This is a genomic window from Streptomyces sp. NEAU-174, assembly GCF_052665095.1.
In genome coordinates, this window is sequence record NZ_JBQTCE010000008.1 from 145,336 (window position 1) to 170,492 (window position 25,157).

A 25,157-nucleotide genomic window follows, 5' to 3' on the forward strand; every position below is an offset into this window, starting at 1 on the left:
TCGGGTTGCCGTCCCGTGACCATGTCCCCGTATGCATCGAGAGAGAGCACCTTCATGCGCCAGGCCAGAGCACTCCCCCTCTCCCGCCGCGGTCTGCTCACCGCGGGCGGCGCCCTCGGACTCGGAGCCCTGGTCACCGCCTGCGGGGACAAGGGCGGTTCGGGCTCCGGCGGCGACGACGGCGGCGGCTCCTGGTCGTTCACCGATGACCGCAAGAAGAAGATCAGCCTCGACAGCCGGCCGCAGCACATCGTCGCCTACATCGCCGCGGCGGCCGCGCTCTACGACTTCGGCATCGAGAAGCAGATCACGGGCGTCTTCGGCCCGACCACGCTGAAGAACGGCAAGCCGGACGTCCAGGCGGGCGACTTCCCCGTCGACCAGGCCACGTCCCTGGGCAACACCTGGGGGCAGTTCAACGTCGAGAAGTACGCCTCGCTCAGCCCCGATCTGCTGATCACCAACATGTACGACCCGGGCGCGCTCTTCTACATCCCGGACGACAGCAAGAAGAAGATCCTCCAGCTGGCCCCCAGCGCCGCCATCGCCACCGGCCGGATCTCCATGCTCGAGCCCATCAAGCGCTACGCCGCGCTGGCCGAGGCGCTCGGCGCCGACCTCAAGGCCAAGAAGGTCACCGACGCCAAGGCGCGGTTCGAGAAGGCCACCGAGACCCTGCGCAAAACCGTCAAGTCGCACAAGATCAAGGTCATGGCCTGCTCCGCCAGCGCCGATCTCTTCTATGTCTCCAACCCGAAGATCAATGCCGACCTGATCTACTTCAGCGAGCTCGGCGTCGACTTCGTCGTCCCCGAAAAGCCCGACAAGGGCGGCTACTTCGAGAGCCTCAGCTGGGAGAACGCCGACAAGTACGACGCCGATGTGCTCTTCCTCGACAACCGCACCGCGACCCTCCAGCCGGGGGCCCTGACCTCCAAGCCGACCTGGTCCAAGCTGCCCGCGGTCAAGGCCGGTCAGATCGCCCCCTGGAGCAGCGAGCCGCGCTTCTCGTACGCCGGCGCCGCCCCGCTCGTCGAATCCCTCACCAAGGCCATCCAGGACGCGAAGAAGGTCAGCTGACGGTCAGTCGACCGGCTGGCCCCGGCCTCCCCACGGCAAGCGAAGGGAAGACCCCCCTCCCATGACCACCGCAGCCATCAAAACCGCCCCCACCACCGCCGTCCCGTTCCGGTTCTTCGACGCGCGGGTCGTACGGACCCGCTCGCTCGGACCGTCCATGGCGCGGATCACCTTCGGCGGCGCCTGTCTGAAGGACTTCACCAGCGGAGGCCGCGACCAGCGCTTCAAACTCTTCCTGCCGCACCCCGGCCAGACCGCCCCGGTGGTGCCGGTCGAGGCCGGGGAGGGCTGGTTCACCACCTGGCGGGCGATGGACCCGGCCGAGCGCGGCATCATGCGCTCGTACACGGTGCGCCAACAGCGCCGCGACCCCGACGAGATCGACGTGGACTTCGCGCTCCACCACGACAGCGGCCCGGCCGCCCGCTGGGCCGCGCGCGCCGAGGCCGGCGACCGCGTCACCCTGCTGGGCCCGGTGGTGGAGGACAACGGCGGGGTGGACTTCCGGCCCCCGTCCAGGACCGACTGGGTGCTGATCACCGGCGACGAGACCGCGCTGCCCGCCATCGCGGGCATCCTCGAATGGCTGCCCGCCGACTTCCCCGTCAAGGTGTGGCTCGAGGTCCAGCACGCCGAGGACATCCAGGAGCTGCGCACCGAGGCGAAGGCCGAGATCACCTGGCTGGTCCGGGACGCCGTCGCCCCCGGCACCCCGCGCTCCGCCCTGCTGCTGAACGCGGTGGGCGCCGCCGAGCTGCCCTACGGCACGCCGTACGCCTGGATCGCGGGCGAGGCCGGAACGGTCAAGGCGCTGCGCCGCCACCTGGTGCGCGAGCGCGGCTTCGACCGTAAGGCCGTCACCTTCACCGGCTACTGGCGCCTGGGCGCCTGTGAGGAGCAGCTCGTCGAGGAGGCCGTGTCGGGCACCGGCCCCGCGACCGACGACTGACCCCGTCGCCGTAGCCGCTGCCCAGCCCCACAGCTGAATCCACCGCCGCGGCGCACAACTGAATCCATCTCACTGAATCCGTCTAACCGAATCCCTCCAAGGGACCGCAGAGGAGCGACCGCTGGACGCCGGCGGCCGACCGCTCGGCGCGCCCCCGCGCGCCCTGCCGCCACGTCCAGCGCCCCCGCACGCCCACCAGGCCGTCAGCCCACCGGGCCGTCAGGCCGCAGGCCGCCCCCTCCCCCACCCAGCCGCATGCCCGCGCCGTCCGCACGCCCGCATGCTCGTTTCCAGAAGGGACAGACCGTGAGTTTCCTCGCGCAGACCGCTGAGGACCCGTCGCCGGAGCCGATATCCGGGGCGGCGGATGGCAGGGCCCACCTCTTCAACGGCCGTACGGCGGAACGCTATCGGCGCTCCGTGACCGACGGCGTCGGCCTGGTGGCCGCCACCGTCGCCCGCGCCGAGCGCCCCTTCACCGGCATCACCCCCGCCGAGCTCGCCCCCGAGATCTCCGGAATCGACCTGGAGCGCCCGCTCGGCGATCCGGACGCCGCGCTCAAGGAACTGGAGAGCGTCTACCTCAGGGACGCCGTCTACTTCCACCACCCGCGCTACCTCGCCCACCTCAACTGCCCCGTAGTGATCCCCGCACTGCTGGGCGAGGCCGTCCTCTCCGCCGTCAACTCCTCCCTCGACACCTGGGACCAGAGCGCCGGCGGCACCCTGATCGAGCGCCGGCTGATCGACTGGACCGCCGAGCGCATCGGCCTCGGCGAGGCCGCGGACGGCATCTTCACCAGCGGCGGCACCCAGTCCAACCTCCAGGCGATGCTGCTCGCCCGCGACGAGGCGTGCACCCTGGTCGAGAAGGAGGCCACCGCCGCCGGTGAGACGATCGCGAAATCCGCGATCCTGCCCCGGCTGCGCATCCTCACCTCCCAGGTCAGCCACTTCTCCATCCAGAAGGCCGCCGCCATCCTGGGGCTCGGCTACGAGGCCGTCATCCCGGTCCCCTGCGACCAGGACCGCCGGATGCGGACCGTCTCCCTCGCCCATGAGCTGAACCGCTGCCGCCGCGAGGGCCTGATCGTCATGGCCGTCGTGGCCACCGCGGGCACCACCGACTTCGGCTCCATCGACCCGCTGCCCGAGATCGCCGAGCTGTGCGCCCGGCACGGCACCTGGCTGCACGTGGACGCCGCGTACGGCTGCGGACTGCTGGCCTCCCCGACCCGCCGCCACCTCCTGGACGGCATTGAGCGCGCCGACTCGGTGACCGTGGACTACCACAAGTCCTTCTTCCAGCCGGTCAGCTCCAGCGCCGTCCTGGTCCGCGACCGCGCCGCGCTCAGCCACGCCACGTACCACGCGGACTATCTCAACCCCGAGCGCAGCGCCCGGAACCTGATCCCCAACCAGGTGGACAAGTCCATCCAGACCACCCGCCGCTTCGACGCGCTCAAACTGTGGCTGACGCTGCGGATCATGGGCGCGGACGCCATCGGGGCGCTCTTCGACGAGGTGGTGGAGCGGGCCGCCGAGGCATGGGCCCTGCTGGACACCGATCCGCGCTACGAGGTGGTCACCGAGCCCCAGCTGTCCACGCTGGTCTTCCGCTACGTACCGCCGTCCGACGGGCCGTGCGACCCCGACCTCGTCGACCGCGCCAATCTGCACGCCCGGGACGCGCTGGCCGCCTCCGGCGCGGCGGTGGTCGCCGGAACCGTCGTCGACGGCCGTCACCACCTCAAGTTCACCCTGCTCAACCCGGAGACCTCGCTGAGCGACATCGCGTATGTCCTCGATCTGCTGGCCGAACACGCCGGTCAGTACCTGGCCCTCCACATCGAGCCCGAGCTCAGCGGCCCCCGCCACTCGCGCGCCAGTTGAGCCCCTTCACCCCGCCGGAGACCCTCGTGCCCACCCCGCACACCCACGACTTCATCGCGGTCGGGCTCGGCCCCTACAACCTGGGCCTTGCCTGCCTCACCGAGCCGATCGACGAACTCGACGGACTGTTCCTGGAGAGCAAGCCCGACTTCGACTGGCATCCGGGCATGCTGCTGGACGGCGTCACCCTCCAGACCCCGTTCATGGCCGACCTGGTGACCCTGGCCGACCCCACCTCCCCGTACTCCTTCCTCAACTACCTCAAGGAATCGGGGCGGCTGTACTCCTTCTACATCCGCGAGATCTTCTATCCGCTGCGCGCCGAGTACAACGACTACTGCCGCTGGGCCGCCGCGAAGCTCCCGTCCGTCCGCTTCGGCCACCAGGTGACGAGCGTCGAGTACGACGAGGCCGACGGCCTCTACACGGTGCGCGCCGTGCGCCCCGCGAGCGGCGAGACCACCACCCACCGCGCCCGCCATCTGGTGCTGGGCACCGGCACCCCGCCGTACCTCCCCGAGGTGTGCCGGGGCCTGGGCGGCGATCTGCTGCACAACACGGACTACCTGGAGAACAAGCGGGCCCTCCAGGCCAAGGAGTCCATCACCATCGTCGGCAGCGGCCAGAGCGCGGCCGAGATCTACCAGGACCTGCTCGCCGACATCGACACCCACGGCTACCGGCTGAACTGGGTGACCCGCTCGCCGCGCTTCTTCCCGCTGGAGTACACCAAACTCACCCTGGAGATGACCTCGCCCGAGTACGTGGACTACTTCCACGCGCTCCCGGAGGACACCCGCTACCGGCTGGAGGGTGAGCAGAAGGGCCTGTTCAAGGGGATCGACGCCGACCTCATCAACGGCATCTTCGACCTCCTGTACCAGAAGAGCGTGAGCGGCCCGGTGCCCACGCGGCTGCTGACCAACACCGCGCTCACGGACGCGGCGTACGACGAGCAGTCCGCCACGTACACCCTCGGGCTGCGCCACACCGAGCAGGAGCGGGACTTCTCGCTCACCACCCAGGGGCTCGTCCTGGCCACCGGCTACCGCTACCAGGTGCCCGCCTTCCTGGACCCGGTGCGCGACCGCATCCGCTGGGACCGCCACGGCCGCTTCGACGTGGCCCGCAACTACAGCATCGACACCACCGGGCGCGGCATCTTCCTCCAGAACGGCGCCACCCACGCCCACAGCCTGACCTCCCCGGACCTGGGCATGGGCCCGTACCGCAACTCGTGGATCATCCGTGAGCTGCTGGGGCGGGAGCACTATCCGGTCGAGAAGTCCATCGCCTTCCAGGAGTTCGGCGCGCCGGAATTCAGCGCGCCGGAATTCAGCGAACGGGAGTTCGGCGCACCGGAAGGAGCCGTGTCATGACATCCTCCTCGCCGCTTTTCGAGCACACCGACGCGCGCCTGGGCACCTTCGCCCTGCGCGCCCTGGACCCGGCGGCCGACGCCGCGCTGCTGCACGGCTGGGTGACCCACCCCAAGGCGTCGTTCTGGATGATGCAGGAGGCGGACGAGGCGGAGGTCGCCGCCGAGTACCGCAGGATCCACGAGCATCCGCACCATGACGCGTTCATCGGCCTGCACGAGGGGCGTCCGGCGTTCCTGGCCGAGCGCTATGACCCGTCGCGGGTGGAACTCGCCGGTCTCTACCCCTCCCGGCCCGGCGACGTCGGCATGCACTTCCTGTGCGCCCCGACCGACACCCCGGTGCACGGCTTCACCCTCGCCGTGATCACCGCCGTCATGGAGTTCTGCTTCTCCGATCCGCACGTCCGGCGTGTGGTCGTCGAGCCCGATGTGCGCAACGACGCGGTGCACGCGCTCAACGCGGCCGTCGGCTTCGAGATCGTCGAGCGGATCGCCAAACCCGAGAAGGACGCCTACCTCAGCATCTGCACCCGCGAGCGGTTCGAGGCCGCGCGCACCGCGCTGGCCGCGGACGCCGCACGGACGGCCCGGACCGACCGCACCGCCCGGACCGACCGGAACGGCCGAACCGAACGGCCCGAACCGACCGACCAGACCGAGCGGGCTGAACCGACCGACCAGACCCGCCCGTACGACCAGACCCACCCGAACGAACGGACCGACCGGACGGCCCGCGACGCCCAAGGAGTGACCCGATGAGCCCCCGCGACGCCGTCGCCCACCTCACCCCCGACCTGTGGGACCGGGCGGGCCGCCTCCTCATCCGCAAGGCCCTCGCCGAGTTCACCCACGAGCGGCTGCTCGCCCCCGAGCTCGACCCCACCGGACGCTACGCCGTGACCAGCGACGACGGGGCGGTGACCTACCGCTTCGCCGCCCGTGTCCTCTCCCTGGACCACTGGCTGGTCGAGGCGGACAGCATCACCCGCCACGACCGGACCGGCGCCGAACTCCCCCTGGACGCACTGGACTTCTTCATCGAGCTGCGCGGGCGGCTCGGCCTGAGCGAGGACATCCTCCCCGTCTACCTCGAGGAGATCAGCTCCACCCTCTCCGGAACGGCCTTCAAACTGGCCGGCGAGCCGGTGGCCGCCGCCCAGCTGGCCAAATCCGGCTTCCAGGAGATCGAGACGGGGATGACCGAGGGCCACCCCTGCTTCGTCGCGAACAACGGCCGCCTCGGGTTCGGCATCCACGAATACCTCTCGTACGCCCCCGAGACCGCGAGCCCCGTCCACCTCATCTGGCTCGCCGCCCGCCGCGACCGCTCCACCTTCACCTCCTCCGCGGACGTGGACTACGACACCCTGGTCCACTCCGAACTGAGCGAGGAGACCCGGGCCCGCTTCGCGCGGACCCTCACCGACCTCGGCCTGGACCCGGCCGACTACCACCTGCTGCCGGTGCACCCCTGGCAGTGGTGGAACAAGCTGTCGGTGAGCTTCGCCGCCGAGGTCGCCCGGCAGTACCTGGTGTACCTGGGCCCCGGCGACGACGAGTACCTGGCCCAGCAGTCGATCCGTACGTTCTTCAACACCAGCGACCCGTCCAAGCACTATGTGAAAACGGCCCTGTCAGTCCTCAACATGGGCTTCATGCGCGGCCTGTCCGCGGCCTACATGGAGGCGACACCGGCCATCAACGACTGGCTGGCGTCTCTGATCGCCTCGGACGAGACCTTCCGTGCCGCGCGTTTCTCGATCATCCGGGAACGAGCGGCCATCGGCTACCACCACCGCCAGTACGAGACGGCCACGGCGAAGGGCTCGCCGTACCGCAAGATGCTGGCGGCCCTGTGGCGCGAGAGCCCCGTCCCGTCCCTGGAACCCGGCCAGCGCCTGGCCACCATGGCCTCCCTCCTCCACACCGACCCCGACGGCGCCTCCTTCGTCAGCGCCCTCATCGAGGAGTCCGGCCTCACCCCCGCCACCTGGCTGCGCCGCTACCTGGACGCCTACCTCACACCCGTGCTGCACAGCTTCTACGCCTACGACCTGGTCTTCATGCCGCACGGCGAGAACGTCATCCTGGTGATCGAGGACGGCGCCGTCCAGCGCGTGATCTTCAAGGACATCGCCGAGGAGATCGCCGTCATGGACCCCACCGCGGTCCTCCCCCCGGCCGTGGAACGCATCCGCGTCGACGTCCCCGAGGACAAGAAACTCCTCTCGATCTTCACGGACGTCTTCGACTGCTTCCTCCGCTTCCTCAACGGCATCCTCGTCAGCGAGGGCCTCCTGGAGGAAGACACCTTCTGGCAGACGGTCGCCGACTGCGTCCTCTCTTACCAGCACTCGGCCCCCCACCTCGCGGACAAATTCGCCCAGTACGACATGTTCGCCGAGGACTTCGCCCTCTCCTGCCTCAACCGCCTCCAGCTCCGCAACAACCGCGAAATGGTCGACCTCCAGGACCCGGCCGGCGCCCTCCAGCTGATCGGCACCCTGAAGAACCCGATCGCGGGATGGGGGCCAGCGGCCTGACCCACCCAGCGCCCCCGACGGCGCCGAGGGCTCCGAGGGCGCGGAGGGCCCCGAGCCCTCGGGCCGGGACGTCCCGGCCCGAGGCGAAACCCGGGCCCCACCACCCCGGAGCACCCGAACGCCCACGTACCCGACCCGCTACACTGTGACGGCGCGCCGCGGCGGCACCACCATGCCGCCCTGACGCCGGGCCTCCGTAGCTCAGGGGATAGAGCACCGCTCTCCTAAAGCGGGTGTCGCAGGTTCGAATCCTGCCGGGGGCACCATGCATTACGCCGCTGACCTGGGGTTTCTCCCCTAGGGAGGCGCCTTGTTCCGGTCTCCCGCTCCGAAGGCCCGGAGGGCTAGTCGGCGGCTCGGAAGGACGGCAGGTTGTAGGGGTTGTTTCGTTCGATCCAACCCTTTCCTTCCGCCGCGATTCCTTCCAGGAGGCGGAAGGTGTGGATGAAACCGCCCGAATTGAGGTCGATCTCGGCGATTTCCTGGGCGTTCTCGTCCGGCGCGATTTGATGGGCTTCGGCGTCTTTTACGCGAATGTTCCTGGCCGGTCCGTTGCTGAGGATGAGCTCCAGGTCGTAGCCGACCTCGCTGCGTTCCGTGACCTGTACGGAGGACAACGCGTCGAAGCGGTAGTTGCTTCGCTGTTCCTTCCCACGTTTTGCGTCGGTGAAATCGAATTCCTTGCTGACCTCACGAACGCCATCCTGTGTGACCAGGAAGATACGGAAGCTGTACCGCGAGTATCGCCAAGGACCGCCCTTCACACGCGCTCGCCTGTAGGGGCGTGCCGGGGTCATCAGGATGGTGTGGGTGATCAGGTCGCGCCAGGCGAGCTGATAGTGGCGAAGTGCTTCGTCGACGAGCAGCGTCTTGTCGCAGGTGAGCCAGGTCTCCATTTCCAGCTCACTGGGTCGCATGGTGTCCAGGAACGACTTCCAGTTCCGGTACGCGACTTGCCGCGCGGCCAGCCGCTCTTGATATTCCCGGGTCTCCTCGGCCAGTCGGTGCTCTTCACCCCGGGCTTCCAGCCAGGAGGACGCCGCCGCGCGTCCGGACCAGACCGAACCGACTACGGCCAGGATGGCCAGCAGTACCTGCGCCGCGTCGCCACCTGAAGCCACTGTTCCGAGCAGGGCCAGAGTCGTGATGCCGAGAGTGATGAGGGCGACCACGCACAGCGCCTGCGCCCCCGCCGGCGTCTGGTTCTGGTTGCGGTGATCGAACAGAGTCCCTTTGTTGTAACGGTCTCGGGCATCCTCAGCGAGATAGCGGATGAGCCAGTTGACCCGCTCCACGCTGATTCGGCTCTCCCGGTAGAGAAGCGCGATCTCGGCGACGAGGCTGTTCCGGATGTGGACCGTATGATTGAGCCATACGTACGGGACGAATCCGTGGGGCACCCGGGTCATGAAGTAGTGGTCGAACGAATGACGGACGCGGTTGGTGAACCCGTCCCCGGTAGCGGTGGGATCGCCCGTCTGCGGAATGTGGAACAAACGGTTCTTGGCCTTCAGCTGATGTGCCCGGTACCACCACTGGTGGCCGAAGTGAGCCGCGGTCAGGCCCGCACCGAGCGCCACCAGTAACTCAATGATTGCCTCAGCCGGATCCGCGACCAACGCCAGGATCCAGAGGAACGCGGTGACGACGGCGAACAGACCGGCGCGGACCGGGAGGGCTGCCTTCGCGGCAGCGGCGGTGCTCGGGCGGGGCGGCAGGGCCCGTGCCCCGATCGGGTCGGGTTCGAAATAGGCCCAGACCCGTTGGGCCCGGTCGTTGCCGAAGCGAGCTTTCTCGGCCCGCTCGCGGCTCTCGGCCCACAGGCTGTCCTTCAGCCCTCCGGTGAGTACGAGGTCGAAGTGGTGGAGGATCTCGTCACGCCGACGGGGTGACAGGGCTCGCAACCGCTCCAGTACGCGTCCTGTTTCGTCGTTCGCGGTGCTGAGCATCGCCAGCAGCTCGAAAGCGACGCGCAGAGCGTCCTTCCACTCTCCCTCGGCGTAAGTCCGTACGAGCCCGGAGGCACGGCGCAGCCGCTGGATTTCTTCGGTGCTGAGGTCGTGGTAGGCGCGTGCGCTGAGCATGGCGAGCACCCAGTGGAAACGGACCTCCGCATTGTCGTATCCGTGAGCGATCGCGTCACTGATCATGTCGCGAGCACGGCTGGGGACGCCCTCCTCCAGGCACCGCACACCGACCTTGTACTTTTCCTGAGGCGAGGCATCCGGATGGAGGATGGAAACGTTGGCGTTGTGTATGACCCCGCCCTGGATTCCGATGACGGAGTCGTATGCGGAATTGTGCGTGACGCCGCTGCCGTCGTTCATGACAGCTCACCCGCCGCAACAACCAGTGGTGCCAGCCTGGCCATCAGCTCGGGAGACTCCGCGATCAGGCCGCGTAACCTCTTGAGCGCCATGGTCGCTCTCTTGGACGATTCGGGAGTCTTCTCCCCCGCCGCCCGGCGGGCAAAGCCCAACTCGGCCAGTGCCTCTCGGTAGGTGTCGTCGTCGAGGGCGCCCTCGGCGTGGTGACGCTTCAGGTGCTCACGCAAACCGTCCAGTTCCACGACCAAGTCCGCCGGACTGGTCACCTTCGGGTCCGCGTTCAAGTAGACGCTGCTCTCCTTGACTGAGCCGGCCATGATGCCAACAGTGCTGTTATGGGCGGTGTTGCTGACGTGCTCTTTGAGATTGTCGGGCGTGTGGGCCGTATGGGCCTTGTCCGCCTGGGACATTGCTATCTGCGCCTGCTCTCCCACCAGTTCCACGGCCAGCCGTGTGGCGAATGCCGCCGCGTTCGCCGCGGCCCTTGGTTGCCAGTTACGGTCCTTCGCGCTGCTCTTCGTACCGTCCGCTCGGTCGCTGATTCCCCGGATGATGGCCACCGGTGCCCCGCTGAGATGACCGGCCTGCGCCACACCGGCGGCCTCCATCTCGATCGCGAGCGCGTCGTTGTAGTGCTGCCGGATCCACCGCGCCTCGGCCGAGATCTTCGAGTTCTGTACGACCTCGCCGGCGGCGATCGCGCCGAAGCGCACCTGCGGCGCGCGCCCATGACCGGGCGTGTCGTCGGCCCAGTCGTTCCCGCGAGCCAGATGCGAGCCGAGCTGGCTGATAGCGTGCGCCGCCTCCCACACCCGGGGACGAGCCTTGAGTCCGTCGTCCTCGCTGGTCCCCCCGTGGTAGGCGTACACGTGTGTCGCCATCACCACGTCGCCCAGCCTGGCGCTGTCCCACAGGGCACCGGCAACTCCGACGAACAACACGGCCACCGGCGAGAACTCCTGTATCGCGCGCTCAGCGATCACTGCGGCGGAATGATTCCCTTTGTTCGTCAGACCGAGTGCGACACGACATGAAGTGCCCGGCACGGTTCCCACCTCGAACCGCGTCCCACGCTCATGACGGTGCACCTGTGGACCGGCTAGTTTCCGACGCACGGCCTGGTACTCGAGATTGAGGGCGGTGAGAATCACCACCAGGTCTTTCGACATTTATTTCCCTTCCCCTCTCGTGTCCTCTTCCGTCGTGGACGGCACAGGTCGGATCAGCGGTGGAAACAACACCGCCTTCGGCCCGGCCCGGTAAAGCCGCGCGGGCCGTCCCCCCGTGGTCCTACGTCCCTGGCCGGCGGGGATGATGAATCCCTTTGCGGCCTGGACTTTTCGGTAGAAATTCCGGGTGTCGAGTTCGGTTCCCCAAACCGCCTCGTACACCCGCTGCAACTCGACGATGGTGAAGACTTCTCCGCAGAATGCCGTGGCCAGCGCCGAGAATTCGAGCTTGGTACGCGCGCGCTCGATTCCGTCCGTCACAATCCGGCGGTGATCGAAGGCCAGTTCCACCTCACCGGACAGGACGGCTTCCGCGGGAACCCACGCGGCGTCCATGGCATCCGTTCCCGCGACCGGTTCAGGGAGTCCCGGCGCGATCGCCAAGTGGGCCACGGAAACTACTCGTCCCCGTGGATCACGGCCTGCGTCCCCGTAGGTGGCCAACTGCTCAAGGTGCACCAACCCGGCAACCAGAGCGGTTTCCTCACGCAACTCACGGTGGGCAGCGTCGAGGATCTCCTCACCAGCGTGATTGAGGAATCCGCCAGGCAGAGCCTGCATCCCCTGAAAAGGATCTTCGCCCCGCTCCACGAGCAGGACACACAGTCGCCCCTCGCGCAGCGTCAGGATCACAAGATCGACCGTCAATAGCACAGGTGTGGGTGACCACACGTCAGCTTGCATGCCACTTACGGTACTTCGGTTCCTGTCAGTTTAACAAGAAGGGCGACGCGGAGACCGCTGATGCCGTATGGCGGGGGCGCGGGTGTGGAGGGCTGCCTGGGCTGACGGCCGGGCGGACTGGGGTGTGTACACGTCGGTGAGGCAGAAGATGTCGATGTCCTCGCCCGGCGCCAGGGTCGGGTCGCTCGGAAGCGGGAGTGGGTGGTCTTTGCAGCGACGAGGCCTTTGCGGGGGAGGCTGTGCCGGACGCCACGTGAGGACAGCCAGCGTCGCAGGTGCCGGTGGTCGTAGCCCCTATCTCCGCGAAGCTTGCCAGGTTGTCGGCGTCGGCCGCGTCCATGGAGTGTCATCGGCGGCTGTCTCGACGGGGATCGCGCCTTCCGACACCCGGTACAAGGCCTCGGGCGCGGCGCGGTCGACCGCCACCCCGAGCAATGGATGCCAATCCTGGAGCGTGGCCAGCGCGGAGGCCAACCCGCTCGCCGACACCGGGCGGTCCATCTCAGCGACCAGGGAGAACTGGAGCGGATTGCGGTGCATGGAGAAGTCGATGGTCCGCTCGGACGCGCCCAGCGGTCGGACGACGTGGCCTTGGCTCATGGTCACCCTCGCGGTTCCTTCCTGCCGCGCGCTCATGTGCCCCAGCCACCCCCGACGGCCCTGCTCGACAGGTACGAGTCGCGAAGGGCCTTGCGCAGACCGGGGACGGCGTCGTCGAAATGTGCGGCGAGGGCCTTGAACGCCTGCTCGTGCTCGCGGCGTTCCTTTCCGGAGAACACGCTGGTCACCTCGGTCTCGGCCGCGAACACGGCCATGGTCAGCTCGTCCATCGGCACCGCCGCCGGATCGGTCCCGCGGAGCACGGCGTCGCGTACCCGCTCCTGAAGGGCGAGTACCGGCCCCGGATCGTTGACGGTGACCCGATCGACGGCGACCAGCCCCAGCCGCCTCTCGCGCCGGACCGTGACCACACCCGTCGCGGCGAGCTGCTCGCGGATGGGCTTCTCCGCGGTGTGGGCCTTGTTGTGGACGAGCGAAAGCCAGCTCTTGGGCTTCTCCGCGGGTACGTCGCGCCATACCTCGGCGAAGAAGGGGTCGCTCGGCGGCTCGGCGGGCAGCCGGACGGCCTTCTTTCCCTCGGCGCCGAGCAGCCCGTCGAGGGTCAGCACGGTCAGTGCGGCGGCGCGCAGCAACTGGCCACGGCCCTGGAGGTTGGTGAGTTCGAACTTCTCCTTGTCCACGGTGTAGCAGAGCAGGAAGAGGCTCTGGGGCAGCGACTGGTTCATTTCTCTCCTCAGGGCTCCAACAGGGGTCGTTGGTCGGGCCGGGTTCGTCGGTCAGGCCGATGGCGCGGGCCGCGGGCCGGCCAGGGCCTTGAGTCGATTGCCCGAACGGCGGCCCGCCCACAGCACGACCAGGAAGGCCAGAGCGAGAAGGGGGTAGCCCATCGCAATCTTGGTGAAGGCGAGCCAGCCGGTGGCGTCCTTTTCGTAGAGCCACTGCTGTACGGCGACCCGGGCGGCGAAGACGCCCACCAGGGTGAGGGTGGCGATGTCGTAGTAGTGGCGCGAGGGCTTGTCCTTGAGCCAGGCGGTGCCGGTGCCGTTGAGCGAGCCCCAGACGATTCCGGCCAGCGGCCGGCGTACGAGGACCGAGAGCAGGAAGACCACGCCGAGGGCGAGGTTGCCCCAGATGCCCGTCAGGAAGAAGCCCTTGGCCGACCCCGTCTTCCAGGCGACGAACGAGGCGACGGCGACGCCGAACAGGCCGGAGAGCGCGGGCTGAATCGACTCCTTGCGCACCAGGCGCAGTACGGAGATGGCCAGGGAGACGCCGACGGCGGTGCAGATGGCGCCGGTCAGCCCGTAGGAGGCGTTGCCGAGCACGAAGGCCACGACCGGCAGCATCATGTACACCAGGCCCGTGGTGCCGCCCATCTGCTCCAGCGGTGTCTGCTTCGCCCGGCCACCCGGGGGCCTGCCCGGCCCGTGGGAGCCGGGCGAGCCGGGCGAGCCGGGCTCCGGGTCGGCGGTGCGTATGGGCTGAGGTTCAGTCATGCGAAATCACTCACCAGGTAGGTGTTGGTCGGTACGGCTGCGTCGGGACAAGGGCCGTGGCCCTCGCTCACCGGCAGTCCGCGTACTCAGGCGACGGGGTCGCCGACGACTCCGCCGGTGGCCGTGCGGATCGCCCGGGCGAAACGCAGGGAGACGGCCGCCACGTCGGTGAACTCCGTGACGTCCGCGCCGGCGAGGATGGCGGCGCCGATGTGCTCTTCGAGGACCCGCACGACCGCGGCGGCGGCCGCCGCGTGCTGCCGCACCTCCAGATCGTCGGCCGGGCGCTCAAGACGGTCGGCGATGATCGCGCACAGCTCCCGTTCCGTCTGGTCGCAGGCCATCAGCCACGCCGTGCGGAGCGCCGGTTCGGTGTCGGCGAGCCGGATCATCTTCATCGCGAGCATCTCGTCGGCAAGATCGACGGGGAGCTTCTCTGTGTCGTGCCGGAAGCCGGCGAGTTCCGTGGCCAGATGGTCTTCGAGGGAGCTCTGCCGGGGCCAGCTGCGCAACACGCTCATCAGCGTGACGACGCCCTGCATGACGATCGGCTCGGCACAGCTCTCCTTACTGCGGAAGTGCCGCCAGATGGTGCGCGTGGACAGGCCCACGGCCTCGGCGATCTGATCGCCGCTCGTGGCGGCCACTCCCTGCTCCCAGAACAGACGCGCCGCCTCCCGCGAGATCTCCAGCCGCAATCGCGCACGCCGCCGCTCACTCATCCCTCCTCCGTCCCGCTTCTGCGTCGTGGCCATGGCACCTCCTCCTCTCGTCTCGGTGTCCCTGAACGACAGAATGTCACTTAGTGACTCTCCCGACAAGACGCGAGGGCCCAAAACCACTCGATGCGGCCGTCGACCTGAGCCTTCTTGGGGCCGGTGAGCAAGCCCGGATCATCGTCGTGGCCGTCCCAGACGCTACGGATCTCGCGCCTTGGGGTCGTCCCCACACGGTGGTCACCCGTGCGTGGCTCGCAGGAGGGACAGTCCCCCAGAAGGCTCCTCTGACCGGCGACGATCTGCCAGGATCCGGGGCGCCTACAGCGGCGCCGAGGGCGAGGGATGCCGCCGGGGCTCAGGTCCCGGACCGGGTGCGGCGGGCGTAGGCGCGGGCGGCGCGGGCGCGGTCGCCGCAGCGGGTGGAGCACCAGTGGCGGCGGCCGTGGCGGAGCAGATAGCGGTTGCAGGGCGTGGAGCCGCATGCGGTGAGACGTTCGGCGTCCGAGCCGGTGAGGAGGTCGGCGGCGTCGGCGGCGATGGTTGCCAGAGCGTGGTCGACGATCTCGGTGGTGGGGTGGGGGGTAGCGCGGTACGGGCCGGTCTTGTCATCCCACCGCAGGAGCGGGGCCGTGGGGACGCGGGTCATCGCGTCGTTGATGGCCGCGACGGCGGCGGGGAGGGCGGGGAGCCCCGCGGCGCGGGAGGCGAACAGCGACCTGATCTGTTCGCGGAGCGAGCGCACCTGCGCCGCGCACATTTCCCTCATCCCGGCGTCGACCGGCGCGAGGCCGCGCTCCGTGAGCCAGTGATTGACCTGCGCGGGAGTCCCCAGGAGATCGACCGTATGCCCGCCTGCCATGGCGATGGCGCTGTTGGCGAGGGCGAGGGAGAGGTGATCTTCCTCGCCCGTCGCCGGCGGCAGGGCCGGTTGTTCCATTACGGACTCCTTCATGATTCTCATGGTACGGCTTGCGCGTATCCGTGAGAAGTGCCTACAGTCACCTCACGGTTCAATCGAATCTATCCGTGAGGTGTTGTTTCTCGTGACCGCTCTCCAAGCAACCGGCCAGTTCCCGGTCCGGGTTCTCGGCGGCCCGACCGCCCTTTTCGAGTACGGCGGCCTGCGGTTCCTGACCGACCCGACCTTCGACGGCCCCGGCGACTACGGGCGGCCCGGCCGCACCTTGACCAAGACCGCCCCCGCCACCGCCACCCCCGCCGACCTCGGCCCCATCGACGTCGTCCTGCTCTCGCACGACGAACACCCCGACAACCTCGACACCTCTGGCCGGGCCCTGCTCGCCGACGTCCCGCTCACCCTTACCACCCCCGGCGGCGGACAACGCCTCGGGGAGAAGGCGAAGGGTCTGGCCGACTGGGAGTCCATCGAGTTGAACCGTCCCGACGGCGGCACCGTGACCGTGACCGGCGTGCCCGCCATCCATGGGCCCGGGACGCACGAGGAGGTCGAACCGGTCACCGGCCAGGTCGTCGGCTTCGTTCTCACCGGGGAGGGGCTGCCCACGGTCTACGTCAGCGGCGACAACGCCTCGCTCGACGCGGTCGAGCGGATCGCCGAGCGTTTCGCCCCGGTGGACACCGCCATCCTCTTCGCCGGAGCCCCCCGCTTCCCGATGCTCTTCGACGGCGCGCTGATCGTCCTGGACAGCGCCCAGGCCGCCGAGGCCACCCGGATCCTCGGCGCCCGCCGCGTCGTTCCGGTCCACTACGACAGCTGGGCCCACTTCACCGAGGGCCACGACGAGTTGGAAGCCGCCTTCGCCACCGCCGGCCTGGCCGACCGCCTGGACTGGGGCCGACGGACCTGAACCGCCCGGCATCGCGGAGGGCCGACGAGGACCGGACCCGTTTGGCGGCACATCAGGTGAGGGCGCGATCACCTGTCGTTAGACGCCATCAACCAGGCCAACGCCAACGGCGGTCGCATCACCCTCGCACCCCGCTGCACCTACACACTGACCACACCGGACAACCCGGACGACGGCCTCCCGGAGATCACCGGAGACGTCACCATCTCCGGCAACGGCTCCACCATCCGACGCGACCCGGACGCCACCGAAAGCTTCCGCATCTTCCACGTCGTAGCCGATGGCACGCTGACTCTGAAGTCGCTCACGGTCAGCGGCGGCGACATCGCATCCACCGGAGGTGGCGCCCTGGTCGAGCAGGGCACACCGAACCTGAACAACACCGTCTTCAAGGACAATTCCGCAGCCACCGGTGGTGGTCTTTACAACGACACTGGGCAGCTCAACCTGGACCGCAGCACCGTCGAGCGCAACACCGCGGTCGGCTTCGGCGGCGGAGTCGCCAACGACGGTGGCGGCACGATGACGATGAAGGGCGGGACCCACTCAGGGGTCCGACCGGACGGGCTCCGCTGCCCCTGCCTTGTCGGTGGCCGCGCCTCGGCATACCGACCGGCAGGGGGCTTGAAGGGTGGGCCGCCGACCGCGAAGTCCAACCCGGGGCGGGGATCCCCGGGCCGCCGACGGCCCGGCCGGTCTATGAGGTTGGGGTGCCCGCGATGCGGAGGTGGGCGGCGAGCGCCCGCGGCCTGCTCCAGAGCCACGAGGGTGTCCATCGCTCTGCTGTACGGCTGCTGGTCTGCACGGGGTCCCCCGGCGTCGTCGGTGGTCAGGTGATGACCGACCGTAAGAGCGCCGGGGACGGAGGAGGGGCAGGGATTCTGCCCCTCGAACGTCGGTTCAGGCAGCCAATACGCCGATCTTCACTGCCAGTTCGGCAGCGCGCCGACGATGCGCAGGAGACTTCGACTCGGTCTCCTCCAAGATGATCCAGCGTGCGTAGCCGTTGTAGCGGATCGTCTCCGGCGCGGCCTCGTACGCCTTGTCCAGCGTCGCCAGCGCGGTCTCCGGCTGGCCGTCCAGGTGGTAGCCGCGCGCCTCCTCGATCCGGTGCCGGGCTCGCCTCGGCCGTGAGGGAATCGTCTTGGCGTCCGCCTTCGCGGCCTGCCGTACGGACTCCCCGCCCGCGTGCAGCTCGACGGCGACCGTGACCGCGTGCGCGCCCATGATGCCTCGGGAGAACGACGTCATGGGGTGGTAGTAGTCGGCAGGCAGCCGCTTGGCCATCTCGCGGGCGGTGTCCCAGTAGCCCCAGGCGGCGCCGGTGTCACCTCGCCGTGCGCTCGGTGAAGGACGACCCCGACCTGAAGGTCGCCGTGCCGGTCGATGAGCAGCCATGGCGCGTGATCGTCGACAGCAACGCCCGCACCCCGGCTGATGCCCGGGTCCTCGACCATGCCGCACCCACCATGATCGCCGTCGCCGATGACGCTGACGCATCCCACCTGGACGGCGTGGCCACCGTCGTACGGCTGCCCCGTGCGAAGGTCGGCCTGGACGTGGGCGCACTCCTCCATGAACTGCACCAGCGCGGCGTACGCGGCATGTTCCTCGAAGGCGGCCCCACGCTCGCCGCGTCGTTCGTGTCGGCCGGTCTGGTGGACCGCATCGTCGCCTACATCGCGCCCGCGCTCCTCGGCCGCGGGAGGAGCGGGCTTGAAGGCGGCACCATCGAGACCATTGGCGAGATCCTCCGGTGCGAACTGGTGGACGTGGCGCGCTCCGGCCCGGACGTCAGGCTGATCGCACGTCCGCAGCGCTGAGCGGCACCCAGCGCCGGCGGTCTTCTCAGAGAAGGTGCCGGATTGGGCGGTCCAGCTGCCTGCCGCTTTCGTCGAGGCGATCAGCACGCGTTCAGTAGAGCGAGACCCACCCGCTCGGCCGCGCGCGGCGGGGTGGACATAGGAGGAAGCGGTCCGCGAACGACAGGCGTGTGGCGACGGGAGCGGCCGAGGACGCCGCCGTGGGGTCGGCGGTCATCAGGCGTCTCCCGCCGTCCCGGGCGCCGTCCCGGCAGGCTCGGGCAGGGGCCGACCGGCGGGGCGGGTGAGGATTCCGGCGAGCCGGTCGGTCATCTCCGGCAGCAGCCAGTAGTAGACCCACGTGCCGCGGCGCTCGCAGTCGATCAGCCCGGCCTGCCGCAGCAGCTTCAGGTGGTGGGAGATCGTCGGCTGGGAGAGGTCGAAGGCGGGAGTGAGGTCACAGACGCACACCTCGCCCCCGGCACGGGAGGCGATCATCGACAGCAGCCGCAGCCGGATCGGATCGCCCAGCGCCTTGAACACCTTCGCCAGCTCGACGGACTGCGCCTCGTCCAGCGGGGCGGTCAGCAGTCCCGGGCAGCAGCCGTCCACGCCGTCCTGGCCGAGCACCGGAAGCTCTTGTTTCGACATTCTTCTATGTTGACGTCCTTCGATCCAAGGCGCAATGTTGTTGCATCGAAGAACATCGATGCAACCCGATGGGAGACCTCGTCATGTCTCGTGTGCAGCTCGCCCTGAACGTGCCCGACCTCGACGCTTCGGTGGCGTTCTACTCCAAGCTCTTCGGCGTCGAGCCCGCCAAGCGCCGCCCCGGATACGCCAACTTCGCGATCACCGAACCGCCGCTGAAGCTCGTCCTGATCGAGGGCGAGGCGGAGCAGGAGACCCGGCTGGACCACCTCGGCGTCGAGGTCGCGTCCACCGACCAGGTGACCGCCGCCACCGACCGCCTCAAGGAGGCGGGGCTCGCCACCTTCGAGGAGAACGACACCTCCTGCTGCTACGCCCTCCAGGACAAGGTCTGGGTCCACGGCCCCGGCCAGGAGCCGTGGGAGGTCTACGTCGTCAAGGGCGACGCCGACCAGATGGGCAAGAGCGCGGCAGGGCTGGACCCGTTTGGCGGCACATCAGGTGAGGGGGCGATCACCTGTCGTTAGAAAGGGAACGTCATCTCGCCATCCCGGTTGACCAGCATGGCCGCTGAGCGCCGGTGATGCGCCGCTTCACTCCAGCGCTGAGGAAGGCGTAGCGATGAGGTTCATTTCGCGGTCCGGCGCCATGACCGCCGCGGTCGGTGCCGGGCTGTCCCTCGCGGTCCTGCCGATCGGGGCGGCCAGTGCCGCCGAAGACATTCGAGTGGCGTGCAACGACATCCCCGGCCTGGTGGACGCGATCAACCAGGCCAACACCAGCGGTGCCCGCATCACCCTCGCGTCCCGCTGCACCTACACACTGACCGCAGCGGACAACCCGGACGACGGGCTCCCGGAGATCACCGGGGACGTGACCATCTCCGGCAACGGCTCCACCATCCGACGCGCCCCTGACGCCACCGAGAGCTTCCGCATCTTCCACGTCGTATCCGGCGGCACCCTCACGCTGAAGTCGCTCACCGTCACCGGCGGCCTGAGCAGCACCTCTGGCGGCGGAGCCCTCAACGAGCAGGGCACACTGAACCTGAACGACACCGTCTTCAAGGAGAACTTCGCGGTCACCGGTGGTGGCGTCTCCAACAACGGTGGACAGCTCAACCTCGAGCGCACCACCGTCGAGCGCAACACCGCGGCCAGCTTCGGCGGCGGAGTCCTCAACACCGGTGATGGCACAGCGACGATGAAGCGCGGCTCCCTGCTCAAGAACCGGGCGGTCACCAGCAATGGCGGCGGTTTTGAGAACCAAGTGGGTACCGCGACCCTGGAGTCCGTATCGGTCAGGGGCAACACCGCCATCGAGGGTGGTGGCATCCGCAACGTGAACGGCTCCACCGTGAACCTGAAGTCGACCACTCTCAAGGAGAACATCGCCGTGAGAGGCGCGGGCCTCTCAAACCTCTCCACCTCCTTCGGCACGGCCATCGCCACGCTGGTCGACAGCCTGGTCACGCGTAACACCGCGATCACCGCCGGCGGCGGCATCGACAACCAGGCGGGTCAGGTGACGCTCACCAACACCAGGGTCATCAACAACGAGCCGGACAACTGCGCCCCCGAGGGCAGCGTCCCCGGCTGCACCAACTCCACCACCACCAGCAGCAACACCATTGACCCGCCCACCACGCAAGGGCTCCAGTCGGACGACGACATCAAGGACCCCGAGTGAGCCGCCCATCACGATGACGAAGAAGGGCGGGACCCGGTGACCGGGTCCCGCCCTTCCGTGAGGAGTTCCGTCGAGTTCCGTCGCGCCGTACGTGGCGTCGAGACCCGCGCCAGTCCGGCTAAGCGCTCCGCGGGAAGTGCCGCGAAATGCCGTCGTGCGTCTGCGGCCGCATCGTGGCTGGTCGCCCACGCGGCGGAGCCGCACATCGACACAGCCGCGGCGGAGCCGCACATCGACACAGCCCCGCGCCCCTTCGGGGCGCTGCCCGAACCGTAGCGGACTTCCTCCGACCTGCTTAGGCCCCCCGCGTCGCGAAGACCGCCGCGCCCAGCAGGGCCTGGTCCTCGCCGTCGTCGTGTACCGACAGGGTGAGGCGGGCGAGGCGTGGGTCGTGGTGGGTGAGGCCGGCGGTGAGGGGTGGGCCTATCAGGGGCCAGGCGGCAGTGATGGAGCCGCCGAAGACGACCGTGTCGGCCTCGAAGGCGATCAGCCACGGGGCGAGGGCGGTGCCGAGGGCGCGCAGGGCCGAGGTGATGACGTCGCGGGCGGTGGCGTCGTCGACGGCGGCGAGGGCCGTCAGCTCGCGCAGCCCGTCGACGGGACGGCCGGTGCGGTCCGTGTAGCGGGCGGTCATCGCCCGGGTGGAGACCGTGTCCTCCAGCGGACGGCCGTCGATGGTGAGCAGGTCGACGCGGCCGTCGGGCGGCACGCGCGGGTCGTCCTCGACGATCGTCCCCCGGTCCAGGAACGCGGAGCCGACCCCCGTGCCGAGGGTGACCGCGACGAGGCGGCGGCTGTCGGCGTGGGCCGTGTGCCGGGCGCCGAGCGCGAAGGCGGAGGCGTCGTTGAGGAACCGCAGCCGGGCCGGGCGCGGGTTCAGGCGCGGTGTCAGGAGCTCGCCGACGGCGAGGCCGTCCAGCGCGGCGAACTTGCCGACGCCGTGGTAGCGGGCGATGCCGCGCGCGTAGTCGAACGGGCCCGGGACCGCGATGCCCCAGGTGTCGCGGATCCCCCGCGCGCCGGGGGTCGTCTCCGAGAGCGCGGAGGGTACGGAGGGCGCGGAGGACGTGGAGGACGCCGAGGACGCAGAGGGCGCCGAGGACGCCGAGGACGCAGAGAGCGCCGAGAGCACACCGTTCGCGGCCTCGGCTAGTGCCGCGAGGAAGTCCTCGGGGCCGATGCCGGGCGTCAGCGGCAGGCGGCGCCTCGTGCCATCGGCGATCCGGGCCCGGTCGAGATCGACGGCCGCCGCGGTGACATGGGAGCCGCCCACTTCGAGGACGGGCACGACGGAGGGCGCGTCAGCGCGTCGGTGCGGCACAGCATCTCCGGTGTCCGTCATCGGCGTCGCCTACCGCGGTGCCGGATGGTCGACGAGTGTGGTCGCGATGGTCACGCGGCGCGGCGGCTGCGGGGCGGTGCTCGCCTGGCGGTTCGCCTGGCGCTCGAACAGCAGCGTCGCGGCGGCCCGGCCGAGTTCGACCGGGTCGTAGGAGACGACGGTGAGCGGCAGGTGCAGCATGTCGGCGAGTTCGATGTCGTCGAAACCCGCGAGGGCGACCGGCTCCTCGTCCTGCGCCCGGTCCCGCAGGGCACGCAGCGCGCCCACCGTGTTCCGGTTGTTCGCGGTCAGCAGCGCGGTCGGCGGGTCCGGCAGGGCGAGCATGGCGCGCGCCGCCTCCTCCGCGAGCGCGCTGTCGCCCCGGTGGCGGCTGATGTACCGCTCGTCGAGCGCGATGCCCGCCTCCTCCAGCCCCACCGCGTAGCCCCGGAAGCGCTCGGAGCCCGTCCACAGCGACGGCGGCAGACCGAGGAAGCCGATGCGCCGGTGGCCGCGGGCGACGAGGCGGCGGCACGCCTCCCGGGTGCCGCCGAAGTCGTCGACGAGGACGCAGTCCACGTCGATGCCCATCGGCGGGCTGGCCGCGAGCACCACCGGCAGGTCGCGCAGCTGTTCGCCGCCGAGGTGGCCGTGGTCGTGGCCGGCCGGGGCGACGACCAGGCCGTCCACACCGCGGTCCACCAGGTCGGCCACCACCTCCCGTTCGGTGGCCGGGTCCTCGCCGGTGCTGCCGAGCATGACCCGTGCGCCGTAGCCCACGCAGATCTGCTCGAGGCCCACGGCGAGTTGCGAGTAGAACGGGTTCGCCAGGTTGGTCACGACCAGGCCGATGAGCTCGCTCGGGCCGCCCGAACGCAGCTCTCGGGCCCGCTTGTTGGGGCGGTAGCCGAGGGCCGCCACCTCGGCGAGCACCCGCTGGCGGGTGGCCTCGCCGATGCCGCGCTGACCGCGCAGCGCGCGGGAGACGGTCATCGGGCTGACGCCGAGCCGCGCGGCCACGTCCCGCATGGTGAGGGCCGGTTCGGACTCCGAATGTGCGCTCATACCACCTGTGCCTTCACCAGACGGACCGGCTCCGGCCCCTGACTGTGCACGTGGTAGGCGGTCACGGACGCCGGGACTGCGAGAGTTTCGGCATAGTGTACGGAGTGCCGGTGCCCGGCGGCGGTGGTGATGACCGCGCCCTGACCGTCGACGACGGTCAGCACATGGAAGCGGCCGTCGGTCCGCTGCTCGGCGGCCCGGCCCGGTTCGACCGCGATCCGGTGCACCTGGAAGAACATCGCGGGCAGCGCACCCAGCACCTCCTCCCGCCAGCCGTCCCCCGCGCGCAGCGGCCGGGGCCGCTGGATCAGCTCGCGGGTGACCGCTCCGCCCGACCGCTCCGGGTCGAGGTTGCGGAAGGCGTGCTCCACGTGCACGGCGCGCTGCCGGTCCGCCGCGTCCCGCCGCAGCCAGTCGTAGAAGCGCAGTGAGTACAGATACGGGGTGGCGCTGACCTCGAGGACGACATTGCCCTCGCCGCTGCCGTGCGGCGTACCGGCCGGGACCAGGTAGAGCTGCCCGGCCTCGGCGGGGAACACCTGCACATACCGCTCGATGTCGAACGGGGTGCCGTGCGCGTCGGCGGCGTGCGCGCTGTGGTGGAACGCCTCGACGTCGGCGCCGTCGCGCAGCCCGAGGAAGACCTTGCTGTGCTCCTCGGCGTGCATCAGGTAGTAGGTCTCGTGCTGGGTGTACGGCCAGCCGAAGACGTCGCGCATGTCGTCGGGCCTGGGATGGCAGTGGACGGACAGGTTGCCGCCGCGGACGGTGTCGAGGTAGTCGAAGCGGATCGGGAACGACGTGCCGAACATCTCGTGCACGTCCGGGCCCAGCACCTCCACCGGGGAGAGCGCGACCACGAGCTGGAACGGCACCTCCACACACCGGGAGGCGTCGTCGCCGAGCAGGACGCCGCTCTCCGGCGCGATCAACTCGTAGCCGAGAGCGGTGTTCTCCGCGTCCGGGTTGTGCCCGAGCGTCTCCTGTGCCCAGTGCCCGCCCCACGGCGTCGAGTTGAAGGTCGGCCGGGTGCGGAACGGGCGGGTGGCGAGCGATCGGCAGGTCTCGCGCAGCGCCTGACCGCCGATCGACGTCGGGGTGACGGTATCGGTAACGTCGATCCATCGGTCGATCCGCTGCACCATGTGGTCGCGGTGGCGGTCGAGCAGCGGCCAGTCGATGTAGAGCAGCCGCCGCAGGGTCGGCGGCTCGCCCTCGGGCGCCGCGAGATTACGGCCCCGGCCGTGCTTGACCGCCGCCTCCGCGTACCGCTTGGGCAGGTCGGCCCACCACAGGACGTCGGCGTCCGCGAGCGCGGCACCGGGCCCGAGCAGGACGCGCAGCGCGCCGCCCTCGGCCGGGTCGGATTCGCCCGCACCGGCCCCGCCCGCGCCGGCCCAGTGCGCACCGGCCCCGCCCGCACCGCACTCGCCCACACCGGATTCGCCCAGGTCAGCGAGTGCCGCCAGGGCCGCCGGATCCATCAGGTCGGCGAGGTCGCCCCCGGCCAGCCGCGCGAAGTCGGGGTCGTCCCGCAGCTCGTCGGAGTCCGTGAGCCGCCGCACCGTCTCCCAGTCGCGCACCGCCGTACGGACGTCCCGGAACTCCACCCGGGTGCCCCCGTCGCCGAACGCCGCGCCCAGCCCGGCGGCGACGGCGGCCCAGTCCAGTACCGCGGGGCCGTCCACGGCGAGGATCCGGGTCCCCTTCGGGAGCGTCCCGGCCGCGGCGGCCCAGCCGACGGCGACCGTGTCGGCGAGGACCGGATAGCACGGTGTCGGGTCGTACTGCGGCGCCTTCACCTTGACCTGCGGACTCTCGCCCATGTCACCAATCCCGTGAGATACGTTAACGCGCGTCTTTCCAAACCACCTGCACACCTGTACGTTACCGATAACTTACCAGGTCGGTGATTCCGTGACGAGGGGGTCAGATGGG

The 25,157-nt window shown here is 69.6% G+C and carries 21 protein-coding genes, 1 tRNA gene and 2 pseudogenes; 11 read left to right on the forward strand and 13 right to left on the reverse strand.

Going from position 1 to position 25,157, the window contains the following annotated elements:
• Positions 1-54: 54 nt before the first annotated feature.
• The 7 genes and pseudogenes from ACT2CW_RS23935 to ACT2CW_RS23965 all read left to right on the forward strand — a co-directional run bounded on the left by ACT2CW_RS23935 (position 55) and on the right by ACT2CW_RS23965 (position 8,112).
• Positions 55-1,080, forward strand: coding sequence for an ABC transporter substrate-binding protein (locus ACT2CW_RS23935; RefSeq protein ID WP_432044516.1), 1,026 nt, complete (start codon positions 55-57; stop codon positions 1,078-1,080).
• A 61-nt stretch (positions 1,081-1,141) separates the two neighbouring features.
• On the forward strand, positions 1,142-2,029 hold the full coding sequence (locus ACT2CW_RS23940; RefSeq protein ID WP_182471716.1) for a siderophore-interacting protein: 888 nt from the start codon (positions 1,142-1,144) through the stop codon (positions 2,027-2,029).
• Positions 2,030-2,335: 306 nt separating this feature from the next.
• Positions 2,336-3,922, forward strand: coding sequence for a pyridoxal phosphate-dependent decarboxylase family protein (locus ACT2CW_RS23945; protein WP_445518214.1), 1,587 nt, complete (start codon positions 2,336-2,338; stop codon positions 3,920-3,922).
• 26 nt (positions 3,923-3,948) lie between these two features.
• Complete coding sequence (locus ACT2CW_RS23950; RefSeq protein ID WP_445518215.1) at positions 3,949-5,301, forward strand: lysine N(6)-hydroxylase/L-ornithine N(5)-oxygenase family protein; 1,353 nt, start codon at positions 3,949-3,951, stop codon at positions 5,299-5,301.
• Positions 5,298-5,858 (forward strand): annotated as a pseudogene (locus ACT2CW_RS23955) (GNAT family N-acetyltransferase); the annotation flags it as partial. The gene ACT2CW_RS23950 and the pseudogene ACT2CW_RS23955, both read left to right, overlap by 4 nt.
• Positions 5,859-6,058: 200 nt before the next feature.
• Positions 6,059-7,846: an IucA/IucC family protein gene (locus tag ACT2CW_RS23960; protein ID WP_445518216.1), complete on the forward strand. Its 1,788-nt coding sequence runs from the start codon at positions 6,059-6,061 to the stop codon at positions 7,844-7,846.
• A 190-nt stretch (positions 7,847-8,036) separates the two neighbouring features.
• Positions 8,037-8,112, forward strand: a tRNA-Arg gene (locus ACT2CW_RS23965).
• 78 nt (positions 8,113-8,190) lie between these two features.
• Here the strand turns inward: ACT2CW_RS23965 and ACT2CW_RS23970 are convergent.
• The 8 genes from ACT2CW_RS23970 to ACT2CW_RS24005 all read right to left on the reverse strand — a co-directional run bounded on the left by ACT2CW_RS23970 (position 8,191) and on the right by ACT2CW_RS24005 (position 15,823).
• Complete coding sequence (locus ACT2CW_RS23970; protein ID WP_445518217.1) at positions 8,191-10,173, reverse strand: hypothetical protein; 1,983 nt, start codon at positions 10,171-10,173, stop codon at positions 8,191-8,193.
• Positions 10,170-11,342 (reverse strand): 5'-methylthioadenosine/S-adenosylhomocysteine nucleosidase family protein, encoded by a 1,173-nt coding sequence (locus tag ACT2CW_RS23975; protein WP_445518218.1) that lies wholly within the window; start codon positions 11,340-11,342, stop codon positions 10,170-10,172. The genes ACT2CW_RS23970 and ACT2CW_RS23975 overlap by 4 nt, the downstream gene beginning before the upstream one ends.
• Positions 11,343-12,086: an NUDIX hydrolase gene (locus tag ACT2CW_RS23980; protein ID WP_445518219.1), complete on the reverse strand. Its 744-nt coding sequence runs from the start codon at positions 12,084-12,086 to the stop codon at positions 11,343-11,345.
• Positions 12,087-12,380: 294 nt separating this feature from the next.
• Positions 12,381-12,692 carry a hypothetical protein gene (locus ACT2CW_RS23985; protein WP_445518220.1) on the reverse strand — a complete coding sequence of 104 codons (312 nt, stop codon included), beginning with the start codon at positions 12,690-12,692 and terminating at the stop codon, positions 12,381-12,383.
• Positions 12,693-12,718: 26 nt separating this feature from the next.
• Positions 12,719-13,372 (reverse strand): GOLPH3/VPS74 family protein, encoded by a 654-nt coding sequence (locus ACT2CW_RS23990; protein WP_445518221.1) that lies wholly within the window; start codon positions 13,370-13,372, stop codon positions 12,719-12,721.
• 51 nt (positions 13,373-13,423) lie between these two features.
• On the reverse strand, positions 13,424-14,143 hold the full coding sequence (locus tag ACT2CW_RS23995; RefSeq protein ID WP_445518222.1) for a DUF3159 domain-containing protein: 720 nt from the start codon (positions 14,141-14,143) through the stop codon (positions 13,424-13,426).
• Positions 14,144-14,229: 86 nt separating this feature from the next.
• Positions 14,230-14,898 (reverse strand): TetR/AcrR family transcriptional regulator, encoded by a 669-nt coding sequence (locus ACT2CW_RS24000; RefSeq protein WP_445518223.1) that lies wholly within the window; start codon positions 14,896-14,898, stop codon positions 14,230-14,232.
• A 319-nt stretch (positions 14,899-15,217) separates the two neighbouring features.
• A complete protein-coding gene (locus ACT2CW_RS24005; protein WP_445518224.1) occupies positions 15,218-15,823 on the reverse strand; it encodes a CGNR zinc finger domain-containing protein in 606 nt (201 codons plus the stop codon).
• A gap of 82 nt (positions 15,824-15,905) precedes the next feature.
• Here ACT2CW_RS24005 and ACT2CW_RS24010 point away from each other — a divergent pair, with 82 nt between their 5' ends.
• Positions 15,906-16,691 (forward strand): MBL fold metallo-hydrolase, encoded by a 786-nt coding sequence (locus tag ACT2CW_RS24010; protein WP_445518225.1) that lies wholly within the window; start codon positions 15,906-15,908, stop codon positions 16,689-16,691.
• Positions 16,692-17,591: 900 nt separating this feature from the next.
• Here ACT2CW_RS24010 and ACT2CW_RS24015 read toward each other — a convergent pair.
• A pseudogene (locus tag ACT2CW_RS24015) lies at positions 17,592-18,035 on the reverse strand (XRE family transcriptional regulator); the annotation flags it as partial.
• 2 nt (positions 18,036-18,037) lie between these two features.
• On the opposite strand from ACT2CW_RS24015, the gene ACT2CW_RS24020 reads away from it, so the two are divergent.
• Positions 18,038-18,514: a RibD family protein gene (locus tag ACT2CW_RS24020; protein WP_445518226.1), complete on the forward strand. Its 477-nt coding sequence runs from the start codon at positions 18,038-18,040 to the stop codon at positions 18,512-18,514.
• Positions 18,515-18,730: 216 nt separating this feature from the next.
• On the opposite strand, the gene ACT2CW_RS24025 is transcribed toward ACT2CW_RS24020, so the two are convergent.
• The gene (locus ACT2CW_RS24025) at positions 18,731-19,144 is read right to left on the reverse strand and encodes an ArsR/SmtB family transcription factor (RefSeq protein ID WP_164432336.1); all 414 of its coding nucleotides are present in this window, start codon (positions 19,142-19,144) and stop codon (positions 18,731-18,733) included.
• 83 nt (positions 19,145-19,227) lie between these two features.
• Here ACT2CW_RS24025 and ACT2CW_RS24030 point away from each other — a divergent pair, with 83 nt between their 5' ends.
• A complete protein-coding gene (locus tag ACT2CW_RS24030) occupies positions 19,228-19,671 on the forward strand; it encodes an ArsI/CadI family heavy metal resistance metalloenzyme (protein WP_164432334.1) in 444 nt (147 codons plus the stop codon).
• A gap of 94 nt (positions 19,672-19,765) precedes the next feature.
• Positions 19,766-20,833, forward strand: coding sequence for a hypothetical protein (locus ACT2CW_RS24035; RefSeq protein ID WP_445518227.1), 1,068 nt, complete (start codon positions 19,766-19,768; stop codon positions 20,831-20,833).
• A gap of 295 nt (positions 20,834-21,128) precedes the next feature.
• On the opposite strand, the gene ACT2CW_RS24040 is transcribed toward ACT2CW_RS24035, so the two are convergent.
• The 3 genes from ACT2CW_RS24040 to ACT2CW_RS24050 are packed head-to-tail and all read right to left on the reverse strand — an operon-like array spanning position 21,129 to position 25,045.
• Positions 21,129-22,175 carry an ROK family protein gene (locus ACT2CW_RS24040; RefSeq protein WP_445518228.1) on the reverse strand — a complete coding sequence of 349 codons (1,047 nt, stop codon included), beginning with the start codon at positions 22,173-22,175 and terminating at the stop codon, positions 21,129-21,131.
• Between the two features lie 9 nt (positions 22,176-22,184).
• A complete protein-coding gene (locus tag ACT2CW_RS24045; protein WP_445518229.1) occupies positions 22,185-23,219 on the reverse strand; it encodes a LacI family DNA-binding transcriptional regulator in 1,035 nt (344 codons plus the stop codon).
• Positions 23,216-25,045, reverse strand: coding sequence for a class I mannose-6-phosphate isomerase (locus ACT2CW_RS24050; RefSeq protein ID WP_445518230.1), 1,830 nt, complete (start codon positions 25,043-25,045; stop codon positions 23,216-23,218). The genes ACT2CW_RS24045 and ACT2CW_RS24050 overlap by 4 nt, the downstream gene beginning before the upstream one ends.
• Positions 25,046-25,157: the final 112 nt, after the last annotated feature.

Excerpts from the sequence above, each read along its gene's own strand:
- ACT2CW_RS23935 (WP_432044516.1), top strand. The coding sequence starts at position 55 with ATGCGCCAGGCCAGAGCACTCCCCCTCTCCCGCCGCGGTCTGCTCACC.
- ACT2CW_RS23940 (WP_182471716.1), top strand. The coding sequence starts at position 1,142 with ATGACCACCGCAGCCATCAAAACCGCCCCCACCACCGCCGTCCCGTTC.
- ACT2CW_RS23960 (WP_445518216.1), top strand. The coding sequence starts at position 6,059 with ATGAGCCCCCGCGACGCCGTCGCCCACCTCACCCCCGACCTGTGGGAC.
- ACT2CW_RS23970 (WP_445518217.1), bottom strand. The coding sequence starts at position 10,173 with ATGAACGACGGCAGCGGCGTCACGCACAATTCCGCATACGACTCCGTC.
- ACT2CW_RS23975 (WP_445518218.1), bottom strand. The coding sequence starts at position 11,342 with ATGTCGAAAGACCTGGTGGTGATTCTCACCGCCCTCAATCTCGAGTAC.
- ACT2CW_RS23980 (WP_445518219.1), bottom strand. The coding sequence starts at position 12,086 with ATGCAAGCTGACGTGTGGTCACCCACACCTGTGCTATTGACGGTCGAT.
- ACT2CW_RS23990 (WP_445518221.1), bottom strand. The coding sequence starts at position 13,372 with ATGAACCAGTCGCTGCCCCAGAGCCTCTTCCTGCTCTGCTACACCGTG.
- ACT2CW_RS23995 (WP_445518222.1), bottom strand. The coding sequence starts at position 14,143 with ATGACTGAACCTCAGCCCATACGCACCGCCGACCCGGAGCCCGGCTCG.
- ACT2CW_RS24000 (WP_445518223.1), bottom strand. The coding sequence starts at position 14,898 with ATGGCCACGACGCAGAAGCGGGACGGAGGAGGGATGAGTGAGCGGCGG.
- ACT2CW_RS24005 (WP_445518224.1), bottom strand. The coding sequence starts at position 15,823 with ATGAGAATCATGAAGGAGTCCGTAATGGAACAACCGGCCCTGCCGCCG.
- ACT2CW_RS24025 (WP_164432336.1), bottom strand. The coding sequence starts at position 19,144 with ATGTCGAAACAAGAGCTTCCGGTGCTCGGCCAGGACGGCGTGGACGGC.
- ACT2CW_RS24030 (WP_164432334.1), top strand. The coding sequence starts at position 19,228 with ATGTCTCGTGTGCAGCTCGCCCTGAACGTGCCCGACCTCGACGCTTCG.
- ACT2CW_RS24035 (WP_445518227.1), top strand. The coding sequence starts at position 19,766 with ATGAGGTTCATTTCGCGGTCCGGCGCCATGACCGCCGCGGTCGGTGCC.
- ACT2CW_RS24040 (WP_445518228.1), bottom strand. The coding sequence starts at position 22,175 with ATGACGGACACCGGAGATGCTGTGCCGCACCGACGCGCTGACGCGCCC.
- ACT2CW_RS24045 (WP_445518229.1), bottom strand. The coding sequence starts at position 23,219 with ATGAGCGCACATTCGGAGTCCGAACCGGCCCTCACCATGCGGGACGTG.
- ACT2CW_RS24050 (WP_445518230.1), bottom strand. The coding sequence starts at position 25,045 with ATGGGCGAGAGTCCGCAGGTCAAGGTGAAGGCGCCGCAGTACGACCCG.